We start from the raw sequence: 21688 nt of genomic DNA, 5'->3' as shown, positions 1-21688 counted from the left end.
TGATCATTAACCCCCGAATGACACTTTCAGTACAGCAAACACACATGCGGTACCGACGACGGTTGAAAGAAAGAAGGTGGCGATCTTCGAAGCAGTCCGATAGAGCTGACATTGGAAGTAGTCTTCGGTAATGGTCAGCGAACCCTGATACATATGGTAACAGCCGATGACCACAAAAAGCAGCAACATCACGGCAACAACCGGATGCCCAACCAGCACTTTTGCGCTTTCATAATCGGAATTGAGCGCAGAGATCACAAACCAGATGAACCCGACGCTCAGGAAAAGAAGCGCAACAGATGTGAGGCGCATAATCCAGTGATGCTCGGTGCCATGGTGGGTATTGCCCAGTCCACGAATTGTTTTAAGAGGTGTTTTCATTATTCTATCTCCCTGCCACTACATTACTGCGTAGCCGATGACCCAAAGGATCACGGTCAGCAAAATGCCACCGATCAGGGTCGCGCGATACAGAAACTCGATTTGCGGTTTTTCCATCATCGCAGGAATATCCCAGATGAAGTGCCGGATACCGCCGAGCATGTGATGCACGAGCGCCCAAGTGAAGGCCATCAAAACCAAGCGGCCCAGGATCGAACCCCAGAGCATCTGCGCAGTATCGAAAGCTTCAGGTCCAATCGCCAGAGCGATCAGCCAGTAGGCAAGGAAAAAAGTACCAGCATAAAGGGCCATACCGGATAGACGATGGCTAATGGAAATAGCCATTGAAAAGGTGACGGCATAGGCACCCTGCTGAACATGGGGAGAAATAGGGCGTTTGCCCTTCAGGTCGACGTCTGTCATATTTTTCGGTCCTCGACAGGTGACGCTTGCGTAAAGGTAACCAAGGAGCTGGTTCGCATGCCTGTTGTCTTAACGACAAATTGGCATTTGGTCAAAGCCAGTAGCGGGTGAAACTCAAATTTTTCGTCCAAAATACGCCTAACGGACGATACAAAGCTTACGTTACGAAAACGAAAACATTGGACCATCCTATAAATCAACGGGATATTAGCCGGATCGCACCCAAGCTTAAAAGGCTTTGGCGAGAAGTTAAATGATATTTCTCAAACCCGACTTGATTTGCTTGGGAATCAGAACGCATGCGGATCAAGATCCACAAGCGCGATACACAGCAGCCGTGCTTTCATCCCGTTCATCCCAGCTACAGCCCAGCAGATGAGAAAGTGTCTCAATCCGAAGACTATACGAATGGCCAGCCGTTCACTCAGTCTTCAGGCGGAGGAAGACCGTGGCAGCAAAACCCAAAGATCCATATCGAGAATCACAGCCGGATCATATCCAGCCTCCGTCTTGGTCGGAAAAGCAGCACACGGGCAGTCCTTGGTGGCAAAAAGCCGCACCCGCAACGCCCCCACATCTTCACGTCCGGGCAGTTCCGCTTTGTTGATCACTTCAGACCAGGCAAACACCGTATCACCGGCAAACAGTGGCGCGACATGACGCCCGCCATTGATGGCAGCAATATGAAAAGCATTGCCTAGACCGTTAAACGACAAGGCACGCGCCAGAGACATCACATGGCCACCATAAATCAACCGACAGCCAAACCGGCCTTTGCTTTCTATGAAATGATTGAAATGCACTTTGGCCGTATTTTGATACAGCCGCGTCGCCATCTGATGCTCGGCGTCTTCTACTGTCATGCCATCTGCATGGTCGATTTTCTCACCGATCTGATAATCGTCCCACATATGGACCGAGCCGGAAAGATCTGTATCAAAGGCCGAAACATCAAGGATCGGCACCGCATCTCCCAGCGAGTCTGGCGCCAACGCGGCTGGCAAAGACGGCACAGCATCATGCCCCGTCGCAATGGCAGGGTCTTTTTTGCGCACCATCACCCAGCGCACATAATCAAGAACACACACATCCTCTTGATTGAAGCCGGTTGAGCGCACATAAACAACGCCGGTCTTGCCATTGGAGTTTTCCTTCAGCCCGATCACTTCCGAGCTGGCAACCAGCGTATCCCCGGGGAAGACAGGAGCTAGAAAACGGCAGCCAGCATAGCCCAGATTGGCCACCGCATTGAGCGATATATCCGGCACTGTTTTGCCAAACACAATGTGAAAGACCAACAGATCATCCACCGGAGCCCGCTCATAGCCAATGTCTTGGGCAAAGACATCCGAGCTTTGCACCGCAAAACGAGAACCATACAGAGCAGTATAAAGAGAGACATCGCCTTGCGTCACGGTACGTGGCGTAGCGTGACGGATCACATGACCGATGGTAAAATCTTCGAAATAACGACCCGAATTGGTTTTGCTCATAAGACCCTCCCTCACACGCCTTCAATGGGTCCGTAAACTATATTGCACCGCAACAGAACTGTCATTCGAACGTTAGGATAAGACGCTACACTGCATTCCAAACGGTCCATCAACATTCAGATGCACGCGATAGACACATATCAAATTCCAGCGAGAGGCTTCCATGCGCACCCAAATTCTGCTGTCCCTTCTAATCCCTTTCGCCGTCGGCATCACAGCCGCCCATGCGGCAACCATCGGCCCTCGTCCCTTTTTTCTTGTTGATCAAATGCAACAAGGTCCGCTGAAAGAGCAGCTCTCCGCATGTGCCGCAGATTTTTTGGCAGGTAAAAAACTGGAAACCACTCTCTTTTCGATCGGCCACCGAGGCGCACCGTTACAATTCCCCGAACACACCGCCCAGAGCTATAAAGCCGCAGCCCAAATGGGCGCGGGTATCGTTGAGTGCGATGTGACCTTTACCAAGGACAAACAATTGGTCTGCCGTCATTCGCAAGCAGACTTGCACACCACAACCAACATTCTGACCACCGATCTCGCGGCCAAATGCACCACGCCTTTTGAACCCGCCACAAAGCACAGCAAAGCCAACGCCAAATGCCTGACTTCAGACATCACCTTGGCAGAATTCCAAAGCCTGAAGGGCAAGATGGATGCAGCTGACAAAACCGCCACGACGCCTAAAGAATATATCAAGGGCACCGCTGGTTGGCGTACAGACCTTTACGCTGCGACATCCGGCACCCTGATGACTCACAAAGACTCAATTACTTTGCTCAAGCAACTGGGTGTTAAATTCACCCCGGAGCTCAAATCCCCTTCGGTCACCATGCCCTATGATGGCATGAGCCAAGAAAATTATGCCCAGATGTTGATCGACGACTACAAAACCGCCGGTGTGCCAGCCTCTGATGTCTGGGTGCAAAGCTTCAACCTCGACGATATTTTATACTGGATCAAACATGAGCCCGCGTTCGGCAAACAGGCCGTCTATCTTGATGGCCGCAACAGCAAACAAATCGACATTATGGATGCCAACAGTTTCAAGCCATCGATGCAAGCGCTCAAAGACATGGGCGTCAATTACATCGCTCCGCCCCTTTGGATGCTGGTCACAGCACAAGACGGCAAGATCGTTCCTTCCATCTATGCCACCCAAGCCAAGGCCGCAGGTTTGAACATCATCGCATGGTCGCTAGAGCGTTCCGGCCCACTCACCACCGGCGGCGGTTGGTATTATCAATCCATCAACAACATCGTCGACAATGACGGAGCGGTTTATGAATTGCTTGACGTATTGGCGAATCGAATCGGCGTTTCCAACGTCTTCTCCGACTGGCCGGCCACCACCACATTTTTCGCCAATTGCATGGGCCTGAAATAACAAGCCGAATCAATCCCGTTTGCATGACAAACAAAAAAGGCGACCACCGGCCGCCTTAAATGCTTTTGAAAAATCCTGGCGCCTAAAACTCGCCCAACTTTACTTCGCGGGTATAGTCAAATGGTTCAACGTCTTTTGTCACCGCTTGGCCGCATTTCATGACACCTTCGGTTGCGTCAAATGCGTAGGAGGGTGAACCATGGATGGACCAGCCTTTGGACAGGGCCTCTGTCACCCTGTGACAAAAGTTAGAATCGTCCACCCCTGTGATAAACCGGTATACCTTTTGTTTTTCATTCATGACTATTGCTCATCCTGCTTGGCAATGGCTTGGGCTATTTCGACCACACGGCGGGCCATATCCGCATGCAATCGTTCGACCATATTGCCGTTGATCGTCATGACATTTTTAGACTGATTTTCCGGCGCGTCAAAGGCTTCAATGATTTCACGGCAGCTTTCGATCTCCTCAGAGCTGGGAGAAAAAATGCGATTGGCCGCTTCGATTTGTTTGGGGTGAATGATGGTCTTGCCATCCATGCCCATCTGGGCTCCTTGCATACATTCTGCGTCAAACCCTTCAGCATCATTGAACTGGTTATACACCCCGTCAATAATATCGAGATCATAGGCCCGCGCCGCCGCCAGACAGGTCATTAGCCACGGCATCATCGGCGCGCGACCGGGCAACATTGCCGCACGGGTTTCTTTGGCTAAGTCATTGGTTCCCATTACCAAACAGGACAAACGGCGACCGTTAAATTCTTGCGTACTGGCGGTGATTTCAGCCGCCCGCAACATCCCGCCGGGGGTCTCCATCATCGCCCAGATCTTCAGCGCCTGATCGGCTCCGGCATCATTCAGTCTGCGTCCAACAGCATAAACATCTTCGGCACAATCCACCTTGGGGACCAACACCGCATCGGGCTGCACGCGGGCCACGGCATCAAGATCGGCTTCCCCCCACGCAGTGTCCAGACCATTGATACGAACCACCACTTCGCGATATCCGAAGCCACCTGCCTTGACTGCGTCCACCACTTGTTGGCGGGCCATGTCCTTATTGTCCAGCGCCACTGAATCTTCCAAATCCAGCAGCAGCACATCCACATTCAGGTTGCGGGCCTTTTCAAGCGCCCGTGCATTGGAGCCGGGCATGTAAAGAGCGGTGCGGCGTGGTCTGAAAGTCATTGAATTTTCTCCAATCATCAAGGCAATATACTGAACGCGCGACACCATAATCAACAATAGCGCGCCTCGCCATCCCCTTCGTTAGGCCAATCGACCGAAGAAGGATCCAGAAAAGAAGCGGAAGCAAGACATGAAACAGGCAGATCTCGTCATTGTAGGCGGTGCAATCATGGGGGCCTCAGTCGCCTATTTCCTCAAACACGACCTTGGTTTTAAAGGCTCGGTTGTCGTGATTGAAAAGGACCCCACCTACACCAAAAGCTCCACTACCCTTTCGGCTGCGTCAATTCGCCAACAATTCTCGACACCGGAAAATATAGCCCTATCGCAATTTGGTTTGAAATTCATATCCGAATTGAAAGACCGATTCGGGCCGGAGGCGGACATTGGTTTTCATGAGGGCGGCTATTTGATGCTGGCAAGTGAAGCCGGTTTGCCCATTCTGCAAAACAACCACACCACCCAGATTGCGCAAGGGGCCGACATCGACCTGATGACCCCCGACCGTCTTAAAGCCCGTTTCCCATGGCTCAATGTCGAAGATTTGGCCGCAGGCGCTTTTGGCACTTCGGGAGAAGGCTGGTTTGACGCTCATATGTTGCTCGATCTGGTCCGCAAGGGAGCAATTGCTGCAGGCGCTCTTTTCCTCAAAGACGAAGTGGTCGGGCTGGAAAAGCAAAATAACAAAGTCACCTCGGTCAAGTTAAGCTCGGGCGATACCATCGCCTGCGGTGCCGTGGTCAATTGTGCAGGGCCGGCAGCCGCTTCCATCGCCTCGATGCTCGGCATCCCCCTGCCCATCGAAGCCCGCAAGCGCACGGTGTTTGTCATCGACTGCAAAACCCCGCATCCAGACATGCCGCTGATGGTCGATACATCAGGGGTCTATATTCGTCCTGAAGGCAATTATTTTATTTCCGGTGTCTGCCCCTCTTCGGAAGAAGATATCCCAGTGGGTCCAGACGATCTCGATCCCCATTACGATCTGTTCGAGGAGATGATCTGGCCATCACTCTATAACCGCATGCCCGGCTTTGACGCCATCAAAATGGTCAATGCTTGGGCCGGCCATTATGAATATTGCACGTTGGATCAAAACGCTATCATTGGCGCCCATCCAGAAATCTCCAACTTCTATTTCAATGCAGGCTATTCTGGCCACGGTTTGCAACATGCCCCCGGCGCAGGCCGTGCCATTGGAGAGTTGTTCCTGTTTGGCGAATATCGCTCGCTTGATGCCTCCATTTTCGGCTATGAAAGAATAGTGAGCCAAAAACCGGTTAGAGAAATCAACGTCATCTGAATAAGTTGGCCATAAGACCCTTTTGCGAGACAAAATATGACGCAAGCTGTCGGCAAGCCCAAGGCTGGAAAAAGTACTGAAACAAGCACCGTTCTGGTCATCTCGTCCCACGTGATGACCGGTGCCGTGGGCAACCGCGCCGCCGCCTTTGCGCTTGAGAGACTGGGGCATCCCGTCTGGGAAGTCCCAACGGTCATTTTGCCCTGGCATCCCGGACATGGCCCTTCCACGCGCCAAACCATCGACGCGGCACTGTTTGCCAAAAGCCTTGAAGATCTGGCCAATCATCCTGATTTTGCCAATTTGGGTGCGATTCTGACCGGCTATATGGGGTCGGTTGATCAGGTGCGCGCCGTGACAAAACTGGTTGATCGGCTCAAAGCTAAAAACAGCGATGCGTTGTATCTCTGCGATCCGGTGATGGGGGAAGAAAGCGGCCTTTATATTGCCCAAGAGATCGCAGAAGCCATCCGTGACGAGCTGGTACCGCGCGCCGACATCATCACCCCCAACCGCTTTGAGTTCAACTGGCTCACGGCAAGCAAGGAAGACAGCAACGAAGCGCTCGCAAAACAATCAAAAAAGCTGGACCGCCCCTCGACATTGATCACCAGCGCGTTTCCCATGATGCGCAATTCTATCGCCAATCTGCTGATACATGCCGCGACACAGGACAGCAAAGAACAAGCTTTGTTGTGTGAGCATCGCTCGATACCCAATCCGCCCAGCGGCACTGGCGACATGATCGCGGCACTGTTTCTGGCGCGAAAATTGGCAGGACAAAAGGACGAGTTGGCTCTAAAGTTGGCCTCCAGCGCCACGTTGGACGTGGTCTCAAGCTCCGCGTCTCAAGGGTATCGCGACCTTGAAGTCGCCCGCTTCGCCGATTGCTTCCTACACCCCATGGCCATGGTCAACACCCGCACCATCACAGCAAACCCTATCGTTAAGAAAGCAAAGAAATACAAACCCAACAGCGCCTAGGAGACCAATCATGTCATCCAATGCCAAACAGACCAAACAGCTGGATTCTGCCAAAGTACTGCTGCAGGAAATAGGCAAGGCGCTAGACGTCAACATAGGCATCAAATTGTGGGACGGCTCGATCACCGCACTGGGATCCGATCAGAACCCCAGCTTGATTTTAGCGATCCATCATCCGGGCGTAGTCACCTCATTGCTGCGTCGACCCAAGCTGGACAATATCATCCGCCCCTACATCAATGGCCTGATCGATATCGAAGGTGGCAATCTACTTGATCTCGGCAGCCTATTGGCCTTTCTACCCACGCGCAAACGACTCAAAGCAATCCCAAAGCGGATACTCTTCAATGTTGTAAAAAGCTTCATCTTTGCACCGGGACTGCCACTGAATGCAGGACGCGCTTATAAAGGCGACGAACAGGGCCAAAAAGCCAAACGATCCAAGGCTGACGATAAAAACTACATTCAGTTCCACTATGATGTCAGCAATGATTTTTACAAATTGTTCCTGGATCCCCAACGGCTCTACAGCTGCGCCTATTTCACAGACTGGAACAACGACTTGGAGCAGGCACAGCTCGACAAAATCGATATGATTTGTCGCAAGCTTCGCCTCAAGCCCGATGAACGTTTTCTCGACATCGGTTGCGGTTGGGGCGCTCTCATCATTCATGCCGCAACCCACTATGGAGTCAAGGCCCACGGGGTGACGCTCTCTCAAGAACAATATGATCATGTCTCGAAAAAAGTTACAGAATTGGGTCTGAGTGACAAAATCACGGTGGAATTGAAAGATTACACTCTGCTTGACGGCCCTTTTGATAAAATCTCCTCAATCGGCATGATGGAGCATATAGGACAGGACAATCTCGACATCTATTGCGGCACCGTCAATCGCCTGCTCGTTGACAAAGGCCTGTTTCTTAACCACGCCATATCCCGCAAGGCCAAAAAACAGAAACGCAAATTCTCCTCCCGCCCCGAACAGCGCGCCCTTCAAAAATACATTTTTCCCGGTGGTGAATTGATTGATCTGGGAGAGACCATTGCCAAGTTTGAACACCATAAATTCGAAATCATGGATGTCGAGGGATGGCGCGAGCACTACCAACTGACAACAAAATTCTGGCTGGAACGTCTGGAAGCCAACAAGGACGAAGCCATCAAACTGGTCGGAGAAGAAGTCTATCGCATATGGGTCGCTTATCTGGCTGGCTGCTCCCTTGCGTTCATGCGCGGCTCTGCCCGTCTGTATCAAACACTTGCCAGTAAAAATGCCAAAGGTCCAAGCCGCCTACCTCCCAGTCGCGCCGACCTTTATCAATAGTCCACTCACAATGAAGTCAGCATGGCCCAATGACCCCGACAAAAGATGACATCCAGAAAGCCTACAATCAAATCCGGTCCCATATTCGCAAAACCCCTATTTTAGAGATCAGCGGCAATGCATTTGGCACCAACCAACCCATTCAGCTCAAACTGGAAATGCTGCAACATGCGGGCTCCTTCAAACCCCGCGGGGCTTTTTTCAACCTGTTGAGTCGCCAGGTGCCTCAAGCCGGTGTTGCAGCCGCTTCCGGCGGCAATCATGGCGCAGCAGTCGCCTATGCCGCAGCTCAACTGGGTATCAAGGCCAAAATCTTTGTACCTGAAATTGCCTCACCTTCTAAAATCGAGCGCATAAAAAGCTATGGCGCAGACATTCTGGTCCAAGGTGATCGCTATGCCGATTCCCTCGAGCTATGCACCGCCTATCAGCAAAAAACAGGCGCCATTGGCCTGCATGCCTATGATGGTTTCCACACCATCTGCGGCCAAGGCACACTCGGTCTTGAACTGGAAAACCAAACTGGCGACGATTTGCCCGATACCTTGCTGGTGGCCGTTGGCGGCGGTGGTTTGATTTCCGGCATCGCCAGCTGGTTTTCCCGATTCAGTCAAAAGGGACACATCAAAATAATTGGTGTTGAGCCGGACAAAGCCAGCGCGCTTGCACAAGCACTCGAACAAGGCCAGCCTGTTGATGTGCCTGTGTCAGGAGTCGCTGCAGATTCTCTAGGGGCCAAGCGCACCGGCGAGATGGTTTTTGAAATCGCCAAAAACAAAATCGAACGGGTGATCACCCTACCCGATGACGCCATCATTGCAGCACAAAGAACCCTGTGGAATGACTATCGTCTTGCATGCGAAGCAGGAGGGGCCACTGCTTTTGCGGCGCTTTTATCTGGCGCTTACAAGCCTGCGCCCAATGAACGTGTCGGTGTCATTTTGTGCGGATCAAACATTGAACTGGAAAAATTGGCAGACATAGCCTCCACCTGAGAAAGAAGCAGGACAACGTGCAGCAAACTCCATTCAAACAGTCCAAAGGGGAATTATTACGATCAATCCATAGAATTGTGTGATCGGAACTTGAAAAAACTCTGTATAAACGCGACATGGAAAAGACTTGAGTTGAGAGAGAGCAAAGAGAGCAAAGAGAGCAAAATGCCAAATTTACCCACGCGACTCATCAAGGGATATGCCGATTTCAAAAATGGTCGTTTCGAAACCGAGCGTGCTCGTTATGAAAAACTGGCTGAATTAGGGCAGAATCCCAAGATTATGGTGGTCGGATGCTGCGACAGTCGCGCTGCACCAGAGACGATTTTTGATACAGGCCCAGGCGAGATCTTTGTGGTCCGCAACGTTGCTAACTTTGTGCCACACGCCTCTACCCAGCAAACCGGAGTGCACGGCACCACGGCAGCGTTGGAATTTGCCGTCAACGGCTTGGAAGTTGACCATATCGTTGTCATGGGCCATGGCCGCTGTGGCGGCGTAAAAGCCTATATCGAAGACGATGAGCCTCTAACAGAAGGAGATTACATAGGCAAATGGTCCGGTCAGCTCGAAAGCGTGGACAATCCAATCCGCTTCCGCGCACTCAATCGCCCAGATCTGGACCATTGCGGATTGCTCGAACGCGCCTCTGTTATCCAATCCATGGAAAATCTTTATTCCTATCGATTCATCAAGGAAAGAGCAGATAAAAACCTGATTTCCTTGCACGGAGCCTGGTTCGATATCTCATCAAGCGAATTGGAATATTACGACGTCGACAAAGGCACATTTTTGAAAGTGTGATTGAAGGCAGCCGCTAAGGCACCCAAAGCGCCGTAACCAACAGAAGCAAAAAGCCAGCCTGACAGACGTCGGGCTGGCTTTTATTTGATGGATCGCAGCAGGCAAAGGCCCTCTACAGACGCGGTCTGATTATGCGTCTGAGCGCGGTTTAACAAGGCCCTTGTTGACCAAAGTCTCAGCGATCTGAACCGTGTTCAACGCAGCCCCTTTGCGCAGATTATCAGAAACAACCCAGATGTTTAGGCCATTCTCAAGGGTCGGATCTTCGCGAATACGCGAAATATAAGTCGCATCTTCACCAGCGGCTTCCACCGGTGTGATGTAACCACCATCTTCGCGTTTGTCGATTACCAGACAACCAGGCGCTTCGCGCAGGATGTCGCGGGCTTCATCGGCTGACAGCGGGTTTTCAAACTCGATATTCACCGCTTCCGCATGGCTCACAAACACAGGCACGCGCACCGCGGTGCAAGTGACCTTGATTTTCGGGTCGAGCATTTTTTTGGTTTCGGCAACCACTTTCCATTCTTCTTTGGTGGAGCCGTCATCCATAAAGCTGTCGATATGCGGAATCACATTAAAGGCGATGCGTTTGGTAAAAATGTTATTTTCAATCGGATCCGCAACAAAAACAGCGCGGGTCTGATGAAACAACTCGTCCATAGCCGCTTTGCCACCACCAGAAACAGACTGATAGGTAGACACAACGATGCGTTTGATCGTGGCTTTGTCATGCAAGGGTTTCAGCGCCACCAACAACTGCGCAGTGGAACAGTTAGGGTTCGCAATAATATTGATGCGATCTTTCTTCTTCACCCATTCGTCCAGCACATGCGCGTTCACTTCAGGAACGATCAGTGGAATGCGTTCGTCGTAGCGCCATTGGGAACTGTTATCGATGACGATGCAACCGGTCGCGGCAATCTTGGGCGACCATTCTTTGGACAAAGTGCCCCCCGCGGACATCAAGCAGAAATCCACGTCGGAAAAATCATAATGATCCAACACCTGACATTTCAGGGTTTTATCGCCATAGGACACTTCTTTGCCTTTTGAGCGGCTGGACGCCAATGCGACAACTTCGTCTGCGGGGAACCCGCGCTCGGAAAGTATGTCCATCATCTCGCGACCAACATTGCCCGTAGCCCCGACGACTGCAACTTTATAACCCATTTTCAAATGATCTCCTGATCCGCCAGCTTCCCCGAAGTACCCGCCGTTTTCGCTTGCGCTCCAACGTGCGGTTTCACTCCCCTCACAACCCTGGGGGAAGCGAACAGGGAGCAAGAGGGGTTAAACCTTGGTGGTAGTTTCGGTTGTGGTTGATGTGATCTGGCCAGCAAAAACCGCACCGGTCATTTGACCTGTGGTCTTGCTCTTCAATGCTGTTGTTACAACAAATGCCATTTCAAACCCATATGTGGCAATGGATGCCAAACCCTCTCGGCTCACGCTTGGGTTTTTGCGGGAAGGGGTTTGTGAAGTCAAGACCAAATACATATATCTTGCGCAACAACGCCAACAAACGAACAAAAAGATCACATCAGAGCCCCGTATTATCCGGAGTTTCTTGATAAAGAGCTATAAAACGGGTTAAACAGCTTACATGACTGAGCAAAACACAGCCTCTAGAGAACAGCGCCAAGAAGAGCAGCGGCAACAAGCCGAACGAGCGCTCGCGCGTGTCGATATGGAAGGCGAAGCCCTTGGCACCTCGGCTTTTGCACGCACGGCCAATAAGGCAAAAGACCATTTGGGGGCACAAGATGCCGATCCCGACGATCTCATTGAGGTTTGGGGCACCCGTATTGGCCGCATCGGCGGGGCCATCTTTGCGATTATCCTTGTCCTATGGCTGGTTAGCCATTTCACACGATGACAAAGCGCTACCTTTGCTGTAAGCAGAGGAAAAATCGAGGTGAGCCTTTGGAAACGGCATTCACCGTTCGACAGTTTCTACACGATATTCGGGCACCTTTATCATGACTGCAAAAATTTTTATTGATGGCGAAGTTGGCACCACTGGATTGCAAATTCGGGCCCGTCTTGATGGCCGCAGCGATATCAAATTTTTGCGCCTGCCTGAAAATCTGCGCAAAGAGCGAGAAGCCCGCGCCCAAATGCTCAATGAAGCCGACATCGCGATCCTGTGCTTGCCGGACGCCGCTGCCATTGAAGCCGTCGCGTTGATCGAGAATAAAACAACACGGGTGATTGATGCCTCCTCCGCCCATCGCGTAGCCGATGGCTGGACCTACGGCTTTGCCGAACTGTCCCCCACCCAGCGCGCCGAGATCGCGGCATCAAAGCGGCTGTCCAATCCAGGCTGTTATCCGCAAGGCTATATCGCCATGATGCGTCCGTTGGTCGAGGCCGGGTTGATCCCAAGCGATTTTCCAGCCACGCTGAATGCTGTCTCGGGCTATTCCGGCGGCGGCAAGGGCATGATTGCCGAGTATGAACAAGGTGAAGAGCCGATCAAAGTGCCGTATTGGCCTTATGGTCTGACCCTTGGCCACAAGCATGTGCCCGAAATGACAGCCTATGCTGGCCTGCAACACCCTCCCGTGTTTCAACCGGCTGTGGGCCACTATGCCCAAGGCATGATTGATGCTATTCCGCTCAATCTATGGGCGCTTGAAAGTGGATTGAAAATGGCCGATTTGCATGCGTGCCTGACAAAGCGGTATGAAGGGGAAACATTTGTAAAAGTGGCCCCGCTGGCATCTGCAGGAAAACTGGACGCCATTACGCCGGAACATCTGAACGGCACCAACTCGCTGCATATTCACGTGCATGGCAATGACGACATCGGTCAGGCTGTGCTGCTTGCTGTTTACGACAATCTGGGCAAAGGCGCATCCGGCGCTGCTGTTCAAAATATGAATATCATGATGGGTATCGACGAAGCCACCGGCCTCACAGCTGCTTCGCTGCCCACCGCCTCGCATTAAGACAAAGACCGCTAAAGGATCGACCAGATGGAAAAATTCACCACTTTGACCGCCGTTGCGGCGCCCATGCCGCTGATCAATATCGATACCGATATGATCATCCCCAAACAGTTCCTCAAGACCATCAAGCGTTCCGGTCTGGGTGCCAATCTGTTTCATGAAATGCGTTTTAATGAAGATGGCTCCGAAAATCCGGATTTCATTTTGAATAAAGACGGCTATCGCAACGCCAACATCATCGTAGCCGGTGACAATTTTGGCTGTGGCTCTTCTCGCGAGCATGCCCCTTGGGCGTTGCTTGATTTCGGCATCACCTGCATCATTTCCACCAGCTTTGCCGACATTTTCTATAGCAACAGCTTCAAAAACGGCATCTTGCCAATCGTTGTGAACGAAGAAGACCATGCCAAACTGATGGACGACGCATCGCGCGGCTCCAATGCCACATTGACCATTGATCTGGAAAATCAGGTCATTAAAGGACCAGACGGCGGCGAAATCAGCTTCGATCTTGATCCGGCCAAAAAGAAATGCCTGCTCGAAGGTTTGGACGATATCGGTTTGTCGATGGCAAAAATTGAAAATGTCGACAAATACGAAGCGAAAATGGCGCAGGATCGCCCTTGGGTGTAACCTAAGCCAAAGGCATTTTAGGAATTAGAAAAGGAGCCAAATCATGCTCTCGATACAGACTTGGCTTCTTTTCATTCCTGCTGCCTTGGCTTTAGCTGTCTATCCCGGACCCAACAATCTGTTGGCCCTTTCTACGGCTGCCAAGCAGGGCTTTATCATAACCATTCTGGCAGGCATTGGCCGTCTGTCTGCTTTTGCCATCCTCATTGCCCTATGCGGGCTGGGTCTTGGCACATTGTTGGCCGCTTCGGAAACCTATTTCATACTCCTCAAATGGGTAGGTGGCATTTACCTGATATATATTGGCCTGCGCATGGTCTTGTCCAAGCCGGCTGATCAACACCTGCGACAAACCCATCATCTGGAATGGGGCCAACTCGCCCGACAGGATTTTCTGGTTGCGATCACAAATCCCAAAGCGATCATTATTTTTACCGCGTTTTTCCCTCAGTTTCTTAAAGAATCCGAACCGGTATTTTTGCAATTCACCCTGCTTGGAATCACGTTCTTGCTGCTTCAGCTGATCGCAATCTCTTCATACGCCTTTGCTGGAGCCTATTTAAGCCACCTCGTGCGTTCTGCGCGGGGTCAAAAATGGCTCAACCGGGGTTCGGGGGTGGCGCTCATTTCAGCAGGCCTGTTTTTGACAGCCGCCCGCCGTTAGCCAAACCAAGCCAAGCCAAGCACTGTAAATCAGCTTAGCCCTTGCAATGCAGCTCGTTGAGTATTAATCCACTCAACAACATTCCATTTCTTTCCGATCTTTGCGTCTTGCATGCTGGATTGGAGCGACTTGTTACCCAAACAGGAAATCTATCATGTCTCATAAGCTCTTTCTTCTGCCCGGCGATGGTATTGGTCCCGAAATCATGAACGAAGTGAAGGCAATCATCAATTGGATGAATGCCAACATGGATGTCACGTTCGAGTGCGACGAAGGCCTTGTTGGTGGATCCGCCTATGATGCCTGTGGGGAAGCCATTTCAGAAGAAGATATGGCCAAGGCTCTTGCCGCTGATGCTGTGATGTTCGGTGCTGTCGGGGGCCCAAAATGGGCTGACGTCCCTTATGATAAGCGCCCTGAAGCAGGCTTGCTGCGCTTGCGCAAAGATCTTGGCTTGTTTGCCAACTTGCGCCCTGCGCTTTGTTATCCCGCATTGGCTGACAGCTCCTCGCTTAAAAAAGAACTGGTTGAGGGCCTCGACATTCTCATCGTGCGCGAATTGACCGGTGGTGTTTATTTTGGTGAACCCAAAGAAGTCGTCACCTTGGAAGATGGCCAACAGCGCGCTGTCGATACCCAGGTCTACACCACGTCCGAGATCGAACGGATCACCCGCGTCGCTTTCGATCTGGCAAAAACCCGTTCAAACCGTGTATCTTCTGCCGAGAAACACAATGTGATGAAATCCGGTGTGCTCTGGAAGCAAATCGTCACCAAAATCGGGTCGGAAGAATATCCCGACACCCCGCTCGAGCATGTTTTGGCAGACAACTGCGCCATGCAGCTGGTCCGCCGTCCGAAACAATATGACGTGATTGTCTGTGACAACCTGTTCGGAGATATCCTGTCTGATGTCGCCGCCATGCTAACCGGCTCACTTGGCATGTTGCCATCCGCATCACTGGGTGCCCCGGACGCTGTAACAGGCAAACGCAAAGCCATGTATGAACCTGTCCACGGTTCGGCCCCTGACATTTCAGGCACGGGCTCTGCCAACCCCATCGCAACGATTGCGTCCTTTGCCATGGCTCTGCGCTACAGCTTTGAAATGGTCAAAGAAGCCGATATGGTCGAAAAAGCCATTGCCAACGTACTGGAAAAAGGCCTGCGCACCCGCGACATCGCCAAAGAAGGCGATACAACGGTCACCACAACGCAAATGGGCGCGGCCATCATCGCCGAACTAGAAGCTCTGAATTAATCAGCGCTATCACGACAGAATCTAAAAGCCGGATGATTTATCACCCGGCTTTTTTGTTGAATATCACCGGTCCATGCTGTGATAGGCATCATTAGGGGCCATGTCGGTTGCGATGGCAACACGATTTGACATATTGAAAAAGCCGATCACATTGGCGATATCCCAAATATCCAGATCAGAAAAGCCGACATCGCTCAAAGCTTGCCGATCCGCAGCGGTCATTTTCTCAGGTTCCTCGGTGAGTTTGGCAGCATAATCCAGCATCGCCCTGTGACGCGGCGACAAATCAGCCGCTCGGTAATTCATAACCAACAACTCCCCCAGAAGCGGATCACCAGACAAAGCCCGCACCGCCTGTCCATGCGCCACGAGACAATATAAGCAACGATTGATGGACGACACCACCACCGCGATCATTTCTCGTTCCAGTTTGGAAAGCCCGCTTTCATCCAACATCAAATTGTTGTAAAGCGCTGAAAAAGCGCGGAATTTCGCTTCATCAAAGCTGTGAGCAACCAAGACGTTGGGTACCATGCCCAGTTTATCAGCACAAATAGCGAAATATTTGGCAATGTCTTCTGGCATAGGATCCATTGGTGACAGGTCCAGCGCGATGACAGCCTTGCCACTCTGCGGCTTGGGCGCTTCTGGCCCTTGATGATCAGACATTCTCTTCCCCCCCTCATGTGCCAAGCGACCGTTTTGGTTCTGATTGGCATTTGCTTGAACAAACATCATGACCAGCCACAATCACCCGCGCAAGATGGACACAGGTCTGAGAAGCCAACACAGAGCGCTGCAAAGCGGGCTTCATTCAACAAATATACGCGTTACAACGTATTATCGTCGTTTTTCAATGCACAACTTATTCGCAATCAACAAAATTTTACGAAACTTGTTTGGCTCTCATTTACTCTAAATGCAGTATCTTATGAGACGAACGTCCTTAATATGACGCAGGCACCCGGTTGATTGTCACCAAGCGGTCAACAATATGAGGCAGAACTTACAACAGAAATGGTTCGCCTGGAGGAAACACAATGGCACCGGAACTCAAACGCGAACACGCAGCACGCATAGCAGAAGCCAAAGCCTTGGCCGCGAAGAACAGCCCCTTGGAAGTTGATTTTCTGGAGAAGTTTTTTGCCCTCGGCGACAAAGAAGATCTTGCGCGCTATAAAGCGCCTGAAATTGCCCAGCTTGTCCACAAGTCTTTCGAAAAATTTGCTTCTAGCTATGATGGCCAGCATCACATCGAAATTTTCGATCCCGCCTTTAAAGGCGACGCCGATGCCATGACCAACCAGATCACAATCATCGAGCTGAACAATATCAACAAGCCCTTCTTGGTCGATTCCATCATGGGTGCTCTGCAAAACGCAGGGCTGGATATTCATCTGGTTCTTCACCCCATCCTCACAGTCGAACGCGATGACAAGGGCAACCTGATTGCCTTGCATAACCGTCTGGACGTCAGGGGCGATCCAAAACTTCAGCGCGAGAGCCTCATTCACGTTCATGTTTCCCGTCTGCCCAGCAAGAGCAAGCGCGCCGAGTTGGAGAAAACGCTGGATTCTATTCTCAGCGACGTGGATGCGGTGGTTGGTGACTGGAAAAGCATGCTGCTGCGCTTGGAAGAAACCATTGCAGTGTTCAAGATCATGCCGCCGCCCCTGCCGCAAGACGATATCGATGAAACAGTTGAGTTCCTGCGCTGGCTGGCCGGCAACAATTTCACGCTTTTGGGCATGCGCGAATATGCTTTCGATGGCACGTCAGAAGAAGGCGAGTTGACGCGCACCCAGCGCCCCGGCCTCGGCCTCTTGCGCAATCCAGATGTCCGGGTGCTGCGCCGCGGCACAGAGCTGGTAACCATGACGCCAGAAATTCGCGAATTTCTAATGCGCCCCGAGCCATTGATCATCACCAAGGCAAACGTCAAAACAAATGTCCATCGCCGCACCTACATGGATTATATCGGCGTCAAACTCTATGGCGATCAAGGGCAGTTAACCGGCGAACTTCGCATTGTCGGCCTCTTCACCTCGACAGCCTATAACCGCTCCGCTACCAACATCCCCTTCCTGCGGCGCAAAGTCGCTAACACACTGGAAGCGGCAACTGTTGATCCGTCGGGTCACTCGGGCAAAGCCCTATTGAACGTGCTCGAGGGCTATCCCCGTGATGAATTGTTCCAGGTAGATCAAGAAACGTTGCTGGCCAACTGTCAGCAAATTCTGCGTCTGCATCAGCGCCCTCGGATCCGAATCCTGTCCCGTGTCGATAAATTCGATCGCTTTGTTTCCTGCTTGGTTTATGTACCGCGTGACCGCTATAACACCTCCATTCGTCTTCAAATTGGCGAATATCTGAGCGATGTCTACGATGGTCGTTTGTCCGCCGTTTATCCCGATTTCCCAGATGGGCCATTGGCGCGGGTACACTTCATCATCGGCCGCTCAACAGGCAAAACCCCAACCCCGACCCGCACCAAGCTGGAAGAAGCTGTCAATGCCATTGTACGCACATGGGCAGATGGGCTCACCCAGGCGGTTCGTGACAGCAGCTCACTCAAACGCGCAAGCCAGTTGATAAATCGCTATTGCGAAGCCTTCTCCGATGCTTATCGCGACACTTTCAGCCCTGAAATCGCTGTCGCGGATATAGCGACAATGGAAGGCATGAATGGCTCGGTCAGCACCGCTATTCAATTCTATCGCAAGGACCAAGGGGCGCCGCACCGCATTGCCCTGAAATTATTCCATCAGGCCAACCCCATTCCGCTGTCGGAGCGAGTCCCAATCCTTGAAAATATGGGTTTCCGTGTTATCGACGAGCGATCTTATGCCATCACACCACTGGACGGTGACCGCACCTTCTGGATGCATGACATGGAACTGGAACGTGCCAATGGCAAAGCCATCGACATCGATGACGTCGGTGCAAAACTTGAAGCCTGCTTCCTTGCTGTCTGGGACGGCAGCGCAGAGAATGACGGATATAACCAACTGGCCATGGCTGCAGAGCTGGACTGGCGCGACATTACCATCCTACGCACCATTTCACGGTATTTACGCCAAATCCGCATTCCCTATGATCAGGATTATATGTGGGGCACTCTCAACACCTATCCAGACCTCTCCGCGCTTCTGGTCCAATTGTTCCACGCGCGCTTTGACCCTGCCAGAGACCAGCGCGAAGAAGAATGCAAACGCTTGTCGAGTGGCATTCTGGCCGCTCTCGAACAGGTTTCCAACCTCGACGATGATCGGATCATTCGCAAGTTCCTCGCGATCATTCAGGCCTCCTTGCGCACCAACTTTTACCAGCGCACACAAGAAGGTGGTTTCAAGCCAACCCTGTCGATCAAGCTCAATCCACGCGCCATGGAAGACATGCCGACCCCCAAACCGTTCCGCGAAATCTTTGTTTACAGCCCACGTGTAGAAGGTTTGCATTTACGCTTTGGTAAAGTTGCCCGCGGCGGACTGCGCTGGTCTGACCGGCCACAGGATTTCCGCACCGAAGTGCTGGGACTGGTCAAAGCCCAGCAGGTCAAAAATGCTGTGATCGTGCCGGTTGGCTCAAAGGGAGGCTTTGTTCCCAAACATTTGCCCACCGAGGGTGGTCGCGACGCCTTCATGGCTGAAGGTATCGCTTGCTACAAGATATTTGTTTCATCCTTGCTTGATGTGACGGATAATTTGGACGGGAAAAATATCCTGCCACCCGAAAATGTCATACGCCACGACGAAGATGATCCCTATCTCGTTGTTGCAGCGGACAAAGGCACAGCCACCTTCTCTGATATCGCCAACTCCATTTCAGAAGACCATAATTTCTGGCTCGGCGATGCCTTCGCATCCGGTGGTTCTGCAGGGTACGACCACAAGAAAATGGCCATTACAGCACGCGGGGCATGGGAAGCGGTCAAACGCCACTTCCGCGAAATGGACCGTGATATTCAAACAGAGCCTTTCACCACCGTTGGTGTCGGCGATATGTCCGGTGACGTATTTGGCAACGGCATGTTGTTGTCCAAGGAAACCCGCCTGATTGCTGCCTTTGACCACCGCGATATCTTTATTGATCCCAATCCAGATGCCGCCAAAAGCTGGGCAGAACGCAAACGCATCTTCGAACTGGATCGTTCATCCTGGCGCGATTATGATGAGAGCCTGATCTCCAAGGGCGGTGGCATTTTCTCTCGCTCCGAAAAATCCATCACCCTGTCAAAAGAAGCTCAAACCGCATTGGGTATGCGCCAAGCCAAAGTCACGCCACAAGAATTAATGAAAGCCATTCTAATGGCTGATGTTGATTTGTTGTGGTTCGGTGGTATCGGCACCTATATCCGCGCGTCTAGTGAATCAGACGCGGATGCAGGTGATCGTGCCAATGATGCGATCCGCGTTACACCAAAAGAAATGCGGGTTAAAGTTTTGGGCGAAGGTGCCAACCTTGGGGTCACCCAGCGCGCGCGCATTGAGTTCAATCAGCTTGGTGGGCGCAGCAACTCCGACGCCATCGACAACTCCGCTGGCGTCAACAGTTCTGACATGGAAGTCAACATCAAGATCGCGCTCGGAACGGCCGTGCGCGACAAAAGACTCACCACGGCCACCCGCAACAAATTGCAGGTCAAGATGACCGACAATGTTGCCGAGCTGGTGCTGCGCAACAACTATCTCCAGACCCTGTCTATTTCACTCACCCAAATGCGGGGTATGGAAGACTTTGGCTATCAGGTCCGTTTGATGGAACGCCTCGAAGAAGCAGGCGAGCTGGATCGCGCCGTTGAATTCCTGCCAGACAATGAGGCCTTGAACGAAGCCCGCAAAAAGGGGCAGCCTCTTACCCGTGCCGAAATCGGTGTGCTTCTGGCCTATGCCAAAAACACGCTTTATGACGAGTTGCTGCAAAGTCATTTGCCAGACGAGGACTATCTGGAACACGAATTGTTCCGGTATTTCCCTGCGGAAATGCAAAAAGCTCATGCAGATGACATTATTTCGCACCGCCTGCGCCGCGAAATCATCTCCACCGTAATCACCAACTCTATGATCAACCGCGGTGGTGCGACCTTGCTGCCGCGCATCGCCGATAAAACCGGCACCTCACCGGTTGAGATTGCCCGCGCTTACGTCGCTGTGCGTGATTCCTTCGACCTGCGAGGCCTGCACAGCGCCATCGACGCGTTGGACAACAAGGTGTCCGGTGCAGTACAGCTGGAACTCTATGAACAGGTGCAAAAGCTGCTACTGGCCGAGATTCTCTGGTTCATGCGCAATATCCCGACATCCATGAGCATTGCACAAGCGGTCGAGCTGTATCGTGGGGGCATCAAAGAACTGTCCGTCAAGATGGACCAATATTTGCCTCCTTATCTTGCCGAACGCTTGAAAGTGCAAACCGAACGCTATGTGGAGCATGAAGTCCCGCAAAACTTAGCAAGCCAAATCGCCCATCTGTCGCTCATCTCGCGCATTCCTGACATCGTGTTGGTTGCCGAACGTGCAGGCCAGTCCCTTGATAAAGCGGCCCAAGCCTATTTCGCGATTACGGGCCACTTCAAAATCGGGCGCATAGATGCCCTCGCTCAAAGCCTTGATGTTTCGGACTATTATGAAGGTCTGGCTCTAGATCGCGTGCGAGATTCTCTCTCCAATGCACACAATCAGATGACGGTCGGCATTCTTGGCCTTGCCACAGAAGACCAAAATGGTCTGGATGTTTGGCTAGAAACCGGTGGAGCGGCAATCAAACGCACGGTCAAAGCGGTCAATAAGATCACCGAAAGTGAAGATTTGACCGTTTCAAAACTTGCGGTTGCCGCAGGCCTGCTTTCAGATTTGGCCCGCGACCTCTAGCGCGTACCAAAGAACAAACCA

19 protein-coding genes are annotated in these 21688 nt (G+C 51.9%); 12 read left to right on the top strand and 7 right to left on the bottom strand.

What is annotated here, in order from left to right; all coding sequences use genetic code 11:
* Nucleotides 1–6: 6 nt before the first annotated feature.
* From sdhD to C0081_RS16015, 3 genes are all read right to left on the bottom strand, one after another.
* A complete protein-coding gene (gene sdhD, locus C0081_RS16025; RefSeq protein WP_101534822.1) occupies nt 7–381 on the bottom strand; it encodes a succinate dehydrogenase, hydrophobic membrane anchor protein in 375 nt (124 codons plus the stop codon).
* Between the two features lie 18 nt (nt 382–399).
* Nucleotides 400–804, bottom strand: a complete 405-nt coding sequence (gene sdhC, locus C0081_RS16020; protein WP_101534821.1) for a succinate dehydrogenase, cytochrome b556 subunit — start codon at nt 802–804, stop codon at nt 400–402.
* 431 nt (nt 805–1235) lie between these two features.
* Nucleotides 1236–2297, bottom strand: a complete 1062-nt coding sequence (locus tag C0081_RS16015; protein WP_101534820.1) for a MaoC family dehydratase — start codon at nt 2295–2297, stop codon at nt 1236–1238.
* A gap of 163 nt (nt 2298–2460) precedes the next feature.
* On the opposite strand from C0081_RS16015, the gene C0081_RS16010 reads away from it, so the two are divergent.
* Nucleotides 2461–3681, top strand: a complete 1221-nt coding sequence (locus C0081_RS16010; protein ID WP_101534819.1) for a glycerophosphodiester phosphodiesterase family protein — start codon at nt 2461–2463, stop codon at nt 3679–3681.
* 82 nt (nt 3682–3763) lie between these two features.
* Here the strand turns inward: C0081_RS16010 and C0081_RS16005 are convergent, their stop codons facing one another.
* Together C0081_RS16005 and C0081_RS16000 are read right to left on the bottom strand one after the other, a co-directional pair.
* Nucleotides 3764–3982 carry a DUF1737 domain-containing protein gene (locus C0081_RS16005; RefSeq protein ID WP_101534818.1) on the bottom strand — a complete coding sequence of 73 codons (219 nt, stop codon included), beginning with the start codon at nt 3980–3982 and terminating at the stop codon, nt 3764–3766.
* 2 nt (nt 3983–3984) lie between these two features.
* The gene (locus C0081_RS16000) at nt 3985–4872 is read right to left on the bottom strand and encodes an HpcH/HpaI aldolase/citrate lyase family protein (RefSeq protein ID WP_101534942.1); all 888 of its coding nucleotides are present in this window, start codon (nt 4870–4872) and stop codon (nt 3985–3987) included.
* A 130-nt stretch (nt 4873–5002) separates the two neighbouring features.
* Here C0081_RS16000 and C0081_RS15995 point away from each other — a divergent pair, with 130 nt between their 5' ends.
* The 5 genes from C0081_RS15995 to C0081_RS15975 all read left to right on the top strand — a co-directional run bounded on the left by C0081_RS15995 (nt 5003) and on the right by C0081_RS15975 (nt 10285).
* Nucleotides 5003–6175 carry an NAD(P)/FAD-dependent oxidoreductase gene (locus tag C0081_RS15995; protein ID WP_101534817.1) on the top strand — a complete coding sequence of 391 codons (1173 nt, stop codon included), beginning with the start codon at nt 5003–5005 and terminating at the stop codon, nt 6173–6175.
* Nucleotides 6176–6211: 36 nt separating this feature from the next.
* Nucleotides 6212–7159, top strand: a complete 948-nt coding sequence (gene pdxY / locus C0081_RS15990; protein ID WP_101534816.1) for a pyridoxal kinase — start codon at nt 6212–6214, stop codon at nt 7157–7159.
* Between the two features lie 10 nt (nt 7160–7169).
* A complete protein-coding gene (locus C0081_RS15985; RefSeq protein WP_101534815.1) occupies nt 7170–8486 on the top strand; it encodes an SAM-dependent methyltransferase in 1317 nt (438 codons plus the stop codon).
* A 29-nt stretch (nt 8487–8515) separates the two neighbouring features.
* Nucleotides 8516–9481, top strand: coding sequence for a threonine/serine dehydratase (locus C0081_RS15980; protein WP_101534814.1), 966 nt, complete (start codon nt 8516–8518; stop codon nt 9479–9481).
* 165 nt (nt 9482–9646) lie between these two features.
* Nucleotides 9647–10285 carry a carbonic anhydrase gene (locus tag C0081_RS15975; protein WP_101534813.1) on the top strand — a complete coding sequence of 213 codons (639 nt, stop codon included), beginning with the start codon at nt 9647–9649 and terminating at the stop codon, nt 10283–10285.
* A 129-nt stretch (nt 10286–10414) separates the two neighbouring features.
* Here C0081_RS15975 and C0081_RS15970 read toward each other — a convergent pair whose 3' ends face one another.
* Nucleotides 10415–11458: an aspartate-semialdehyde dehydrogenase gene (locus C0081_RS15970; protein ID WP_101534812.1), complete on the bottom strand. Its 1044-nt coding sequence runs from the start codon at nt 11456–11458 to the stop codon at nt 10415–10417.
* Nucleotides 11459–11891: 433 nt separating this feature from the next.
* Between C0081_RS15970 and C0081_RS15960 the strand changes: the two genes are divergently transcribed.
* From C0081_RS15960 to leuB, 5 genes are all read left to right on the top strand, one after another.
* Complete coding sequence (locus C0081_RS15960; RefSeq protein ID WP_101534810.1) at nt 11892–12164, top strand: hypothetical protein; 273 nt, start codon at nt 11892–11894, stop codon at nt 12162–12164.
* A gap of 103 nt (nt 12165–12267) precedes the next feature.
* Nucleotides 12268–13239: an N-acetyl-gamma-glutamyl-phosphate reductase gene (gene argC / locus C0081_RS15955; protein WP_101534809.1), complete on the top strand. Its 972-nt coding sequence runs from the start codon at nt 12268–12270 to the stop codon at nt 13237–13239.
* A 27-nt stretch (nt 13240–13266) separates the two neighbouring features.
* Entirely contained in the window at nt 13267–13872 is a 606-nt protein-coding gene (leuD, locus tag C0081_RS15950) for a 3-isopropylmalate dehydratase small subunit (RefSeq protein ID WP_101534808.1), read from the top strand.
* Between the two features lie 43 nt (nt 13873–13915).
* The gene (locus tag C0081_RS15945; RefSeq protein ID WP_101534807.1) at nt 13916–14536 is read left to right on the top strand and encodes a LysE family translocator; all 621 of its coding nucleotides are present in this window, start codon (nt 13916–13918) and stop codon (nt 14534–14536) included.
* A 151-nt stretch (nt 14537–14687) separates the two neighbouring features.
* Nucleotides 14688–15797, top strand: coding sequence for a 3-isopropylmalate dehydrogenase (gene leuB, locus C0081_RS15940; protein WP_180966932.1), 1110 nt, complete (start codon nt 14688–14690; stop codon nt 15795–15797).
* Between the two features lie 63 nt (nt 15798–15860).
* On the opposite strand, the gene C0081_RS15935 is transcribed toward leuB, so the two are convergent.
* Nucleotides 15861–16466, bottom strand: a complete 606-nt coding sequence (locus C0081_RS15935; protein ID WP_101534941.1) for a peroxidase-related enzyme — start codon at nt 16464–16466, stop codon at nt 15861–15863.
* 371 nt (nt 16467–16837) lie between these two features.
* Here C0081_RS15935 and C0081_RS15930 point away from each other — a divergent pair, with 371 nt between their 5' ends.
* On the top strand, nt 16838–21667 hold the full coding sequence (locus tag C0081_RS15930) for an NAD-glutamate dehydrogenase (RefSeq protein WP_101534805.1): 4830 nt from the start codon (nt 16838–16840) through the stop codon (nt 21665–21667).
* The last annotated feature ends 21 nt before the right edge of the window (nt 21668–21688 follow it).

This window comes from Cohaesibacter celericrescens (genome assembly GCF_002866925.1).
GTDB classification, from domain to species: domain Bacteria; phylum Pseudomonadota; class Alphaproteobacteria; order Rhizobiales; family Cohaesibacteraceae; genus Cohaesibacter; species Cohaesibacter celericrescens.
Note: the sequence above shows the minus strand (reverse complement) of the source record. Positions and strands in the feature narration are given on the sequence as shown.

Bases quoted from the DNA above. Each gene is read 5' to 3' on its own strand.
- sdhD (WP_101534822.1), bottom strand. From the start codon at position 381: ATGAAAACACCTCTTAAAACAATTCGTGGACTGGGCAATACCCACCAT.
- sdhC (WP_101534821.1), bottom strand. From the start codon at position 804: ATGACAGACGTCGACCTGAAGGGCAAACGCCCTATTTCTCCCCATGTT.
- C0081_RS16015 (WP_101534820.1), bottom strand. From the start codon at position 2,297: ATGAGCAAAACCAATTCGGGTCGTTATTTCGAAGATTTTACCATCGGT.
- C0081_RS16010 (WP_101534819.1), top strand. From the start codon at position 2,461: ATGCGCACCCAAATTCTGCTGTCCCTTCTAATCCCTTTCGCCGTCGGC.
- C0081_RS16005 (WP_101534818.1), bottom strand. From the start codon at position 3,982: ATGAATGAAAAACAAAAGGTATACCGGTTTATCACAGGGGTGGACGAT.
- C0081_RS16000 (WP_101534942.1), bottom strand. From the start codon at position 4,872: ATGACTTTCAGACCACGCCGCACCGCTCTTTACATGCCCGGCTCCAAT.
- C0081_RS15995 (WP_101534817.1), top strand. From the start codon at position 5,003: ATGAAACAGGCAGATCTCGTCATTGTAGGCGGTGCAATCATGGGGGCC.
- pdxY (WP_101534816.1), top strand. From the start codon at position 6,212: ATGACGCAAGCTGTCGGCAAGCCCAAGGCTGGAAAAAGTACTGAAACA.
- C0081_RS15985 (WP_101534815.1), top strand. From the start codon at position 7,170: ATGTCATCCAATGCCAAACAGACCAAACAGCTGGATTCTGCCAAAGTA.
- C0081_RS15980 (WP_101534814.1), top strand. From the start codon at position 8,516: ATGACCCCGACAAAAGATGACATCCAGAAAGCCTACAATCAAATCCGG.
- C0081_RS15975 (WP_101534813.1), top strand. From the start codon at position 9,647: ATGCCAAATTTACCCACGCGACTCATCAAGGGATATGCCGATTTCAAA.
- C0081_RS15970 (WP_101534812.1), bottom strand. From the start codon at position 11,458: ATGGGTTATAAAGTTGCAGTCGTCGGGGCTACGGGCAATGTTGGTCGC.
- C0081_RS15960 (WP_101534810.1), top strand. From the start codon at position 11,892: ATGACTGAGCAAAACACAGCCTCTAGAGAACAGCGCCAAGAAGAGCAG.
- argC (WP_101534809.1), top strand. From the start codon at position 12,268: ATGACTGCAAAAATTTTTATTGATGGCGAAGTTGGCACCACTGGATTG.
- leuD (WP_101534808.1), top strand. From the start codon at position 13,267: ATGGAAAAATTCACCACTTTGACCGCCGTTGCGGCGCCCATGCCGCTG.
- C0081_RS15945 (WP_101534807.1), top strand. From the start codon at position 13,916: ATGCTCTCGATACAGACTTGGCTTCTTTTCATTCCTGCTGCCTTGGCT.
- C0081_RS15935 (WP_101534941.1), bottom strand. From the start codon at position 16,466: ATGTCTGATCATCAAGGGCCAGAAGCGCCCAAGCCGCAGAGTGGCAAG.
- C0081_RS15930 (WP_101534805.1), top strand. From the start codon at position 16,838: ATGGCACCGGAACTCAAACGCGAACACGCAGCACGCATAGCAGAAGCC.